Source organism: Micromonospora sp. MW-13 (assembly GCF_003434305.1).
Classification (GTDB): domain Bacteria; phylum Actinomycetota; class Actinomycetes; order Mycobacteriales; family Micromonosporaceae; genus Micromonospora.
Genome location: NZ_QKKX01000081.1, coordinates 1 through 4,304 on the forward strand (window position 1 = coordinate 1; position 4,304 = coordinate 4,304).

The following is a 4,304-nucleotide window of genomic DNA, read 5'->3' on the forward strand; positions in this document are numbered from 1 at the left end:
CCCGCGTACTGGTTGTAGTAGCCGGTCGCGTAACTGATTCTCGTCGCCTGGTGACACGTGCCGCATCGTTCGTAACGATTCTGGAAAGCGACCGTCGCGTCCGCGATCGTGGTCGCGCTCCTCAGCTCCGCGAGACCGTAGGCAGGGATGTTCGTGAGTTCCCACCAGATGAACCCGAGTTGGGCCTGCAGGCTCCAGACACTCTGCCCGGTCGACGCGGCGTACCACATCGCGTTGGCGCTCGGTGTGGTGTCCCAGCGGCCACCGGTACTCCATTGCGCGATCCCGCGACCAGGCCCACCCGGCTCCTGCGCCTGCGGGTTGATGTTGGACTCCTGTGCCAGGTTGCCGAGGACCCCGGCGGCCTGCTCGGCGGTGAGCCCCTTGGCGACGAAGAAGTCCCATGCCGCCCTGGAGTTGTCGGCGGCGAGTGCCGGGCCACTTCCTACCCAGACCGTCCCGAGGGTGGCCGCAGTGACGGCACCGGCCGCCACCGTTGCATGCAAGAAAGTCCGCCTGCTGAATCCGTCGCCCGCCATCAACCGACTCCCGCCTTGAGGGTGCTGTGCGCTCGTAACCTAGACGGGGCACGAACCGGCATGCATCGTGTGTTCAACCGACGGCCATTCCGGGCAGTTGCCACCCACCGCGCACACCATCACAGATCGTCGAGCTGGACAAACCCGTCCTGGATGGCGCGCGCTACCAACGCCGCCTTGGTGGGGGCCGCTCGGCCACGCATCGCGTACTTGACCCGGATGTGCTCCAGATGGGAGTTGACCGTGCTCAGCGAAATCCCCAGCCGCTGAGCCACGAACTCCTTGGACTGCGACTGGAACCACTGGATCAGCACCTCGGTCTCACGCACCGACAACACCGGCCGGTGGGCTGAGCGGTCGCCGGCGAGCGCGCCCGCCAGGGATGGCGCGGTGTACGCCTGACCGGCCGCCGCGGCCCTGGTGGCTTGGAGAAGATGCTCGGCGCCCTCAGCCTTCGTCAGGTAGCTCAGCGCGCCCAACTCTAGGCACTGAAGTGCGATCACGTCGTCGGCGCGCATTGAGTAGACGACGACCCGCCGCCCCGCCTGCACCAGCCTGCGCAGGTCGCCTACGGCGGGGGTCGGTCCGCCCAGGTGAAGGTCGAGGATGACCACGTCGGCCTGCGCACCCTCACCGAGCCACGCGACGCGGACGTCGTTGCCCGAGGTGACCACCCGAATCGGCGGCGTGCCCGAGGACAGCCAGTGGGCCACCCCGGCCAGCACCGCCGGGTGGTCATCGACGATCACGGCGCTCAGCTGTTCCTCGTCCGCCATCTGGCCTCCATTCGCACGCACTCGCCATAGGTGTCGCAGTCGATCTCAACCAGTGGGGAGGTCGCGGTGACTACGTTGGTGCCGACGTCCGCCATCACAGCGACCCGCACGTCCTCGTGGGTCCGCAGCACACTCACCCGCGCGTAGGATCGTGCCGCCGCCAACGTCGCCACAACAGGGCTGGTGAGTTCTCGGCGCACGTCGGAGGGCACCGCCACGGCCGCGCCGCTGACCGCCAGCGACACCTCGACGCCACGCCGTTCCGCCTCATCGGCACATGCGGTGACCTCATGCACCAGCGGATCGGGGACCTCGTCGTTTTCGGCGAACAACCTGCGGAGCTGGGTCGCCGCGAGGCAGCACCGTCGTCGGGTGTCGTCGTCGCGAGGGTCCAGCACGCCATCGGCCAGGTCCGCCAGCAGCGGCAGCGTCACCCCCAGCTGCCCGGCGAAGACGGTTCGCTGTTCCCGTTCCCACTGCTCGGCCGACATCACCCTGGTGATGAGCCGGTCCCGCTCGGCGGTCACTGACATCGCCTGACGGCTTCTACGGTGCAGCATCCGTGAGAGCGGCACGACTGCCAGCTGGATGCTGGCAGTGCCGAACGCGACGATGCCTGCGGCACCGATCTCGGCGCGGTCCGGCACCCCCGCCAACAGGAATTGGCCAAGGCTCGCCGTTAGGTGCACGGCCAGGGCGGTGAGCAGTACGGGCACACGCTCCAGGAGTAGCAGCAATAGATGCCACCCCACCAGGCCGAATGACCAGTCTGGTGTGCCAAAGTGCCCGCCCGGTGGCAGGACGTGGGTGGCACCGGCCGAGGCTGCCAGCGTGGCCACCGTACCGATCACCACGACGGCGGCCGGTATGGGCATTCGGCGCACCACCCACACGCCGCAGGTCGCGGTGACGAGCGCCAGTACGGTGAACGCGGCCACCGCGACCCACCTCGGCTGGTACGCGTATTCGACCAGTGGCCGTACACACAGCCCGAATTGCACGACGCTGACGACACACAGCAGCGCGATCCGCATCGTGGGGTGCACGTGGTCGCGCGGGGCGCGGCTCTCAGTCACCGGGCCACACCAGCCGTACGGAGGTCCCGGCACCGAGGCGCGAGGTGACCAGCGCGCTGCCGCCGGCTGCGGTCAAGCGTTCGATGACGGAGCCGCGAATGCCGCGGCGGGAGTGCGGCACCTCCCCAGGACAGAACCCCACGCCCACGTCGTCGACCGTGACGACTACTCGGTTTCCTTCAACATGAATGCTCAGCGTGGCGTCGCGTACGTTGGCGTGCCGCTCGACGTTGGTCAGTGCTTCACGTACCGCACGCACCAGCGCGAGTGCCACCGAGGCGGGCACCACCGTCCCATCCCGCCAGAGGACGTCAACGGTCAGCGGGCTTCGGTCCACGACTGAGCGCAGCGCAACGTTCAGGTCCACCGGGCTGTCCTGCGAGGTCTGCCCGCCCGTAGTACCCGTAAGAACCATCAGGTCGTGCCGTGCGTACTCGGCCACCTGTCCGGGATCGGTGTCCCGGCCATGCGTCGCCACCATGAGGAACGTCGCCGAGGCCGTGTCGTGCAGCAACGCGAGGAGTTCTCGTTCCTGCCGGTGACGCGCCACCGCTACCGCCCCGGCCCGCGTCAGCGCGGCCCGGCGTGCCCGCAACGAGTCCACGCGCCTGCTCGACTGCCGCAACAACACGAACGCCAGACGCGCCATGACGCACTCGACCAGCAGCCGCAGGCCGATCGCACTTCCCTCGCCGACGCCGACCACGGCCAGGTTGACCGCGAACATCCCGGCCGTGACGGGCAGCGACACCCTCGGCGGCCAATCCCACTGCATGGTGATCGCTGTCGCGGTGAGCGCGTTGAGTGCCCACTGGTTGGGCTGTCCACCGCTCCACTCCTGTGTCACGCAGATCGCCGTGACACGCGCCACCGCGAACGTGAGCGCCAACGATGCCAATCGTCCGGAGAACCCGGCCCAGCAGTCCACCACGGCGCCGACCACGATCAGCCCGAACAGTGCAAGCCCCAGCGGCAGGGCGTCAGCGGGAACCGCCAGCAGCCCGAAAGCGCTGATGAGCACCAGCACGAGCCCACGCATAGACACCGCGTACCGGCGTGCCGAGGCCAGGAACTCCGCCTCTACGCTGCCCGGGCATGAACTCGGCGACATGGCGACCTGTCACGCCCCGTGACAGGAGCAGGACGCCTGCTGCCGCGTCACACAACTGCAATCGACGTCGACAATCACGCGACGACCCTAACAACTGCCCGCCCGTCCTGACGCGGTCCACATTGACCGACGACGTGGCGGGAATCCGACGTGTTGGTCGAGTTCGTCGATCTGTGAGGGGGTGTGCGTGGTGAGTGGCAACTGCCCGGTATGGCCGTCGGTCGAACACACGATGTCCGCCGGTTTATGCCCTGTCTAGGTTACGAGCGCACAGCACCCTCGAGGCGGGAGTCGGTTGATGGCAGGCGACGGATTCAGTAGGCGGACTTTCTTACACACAGCGGTGGCGGCCGGCGCCGTCACTGCGATCGGTGCCGGGGCGGACGCGGCCGTGGCCGCCGTCCCAGGCTTCTACAACCCCTTCACCGGCTACCCGATCACTGAGACCTGGCAGGGGCATCTCAACCGAGGTTCGCTCGGCGGCATCGACTACGGCATGTCCGTCGGCACGCGGCTGCCGGCTGCCGGCGGCGGTGTCGTGACCAACAACCCGAACAACGGCACCGGCGGATACACCGTCACCATTCAGCACGACAACGGCTACCGCACCCAGTACCTACACCTGTCGCAGTTCCTGCTGCCCAACGGCACGCGGGTTGGCGCGGGCGAGGTCGTCGGGTTGTCCGGCGGCGCAGCTGGTGCACCGGGATCCGGCTCGTCGACCGGCCCGCACCTGCACTGGCACATGGTCGACCCAAGCGGCACCCGCATCAACCCGCTGGTCTTCCTGGATGGCGACGAG

5 protein-coding genes are annotated in these 4,304 nt (G+C 68.2%); 1 reads left to right on the forward strand and 4 read right to left on the reverse strand.

Annotated features, from left to right (window positions below; translation table 11 throughout):
- The 4 genes from C5N14_RS29495 to C5N14_RS29510 form a co-directional block, all read right to left on the reverse strand.
- Positions 1 to 539 (reverse strand): phage tail tip lysozyme (locus C5N14_RS29495; RefSeq protein WP_207892923.1); only part of this gene is annotated, 539 nt, incomplete at its 3' end.
- A gap of 119 nt (positions 540 to 658) precedes the next feature.
- Positions 659 to 1,315, reverse strand: coding sequence for a response regulator (locus tag C5N14_RS29500; RefSeq protein ID WP_117672902.1), 657 nt, complete (start codon positions 1,313 to 1,315; stop codon positions 659 to 661).
- A complete protein-coding gene (locus C5N14_RS29505) occupies positions 1,294 to 2,349 on the reverse strand; it encodes a hypothetical protein (protein ID WP_117672906.1) in 1,056 nt (351 codons plus the stop codon). Before C5N14_RS29505 ends, C5N14_RS29500 begins: the two co-directional genes overlap by 22 nt.
- 34 nt (positions 2,350 to 2,383) lie before the next feature.
- Positions 2,384 to 3,418, reverse strand: coding sequence for a sensor histidine kinase (locus tag C5N14_RS29510; protein WP_207892924.1), 1,035 nt, complete (start codon positions 3,416 to 3,418; stop codon positions 2,384 to 2,386).
- Between the two features lie 427 nt (positions 3,419 to 3,845).
- Between C5N14_RS29510 and C5N14_RS29515 the strand changes: the two genes are divergently transcribed.
- Positions 3,846 to 4,304: M23 family metallopeptidase (locus tag C5N14_RS29515; RefSeq protein WP_207892925.1), on the forward strand; the 459-nt coding region annotated here is incomplete at its 3' end.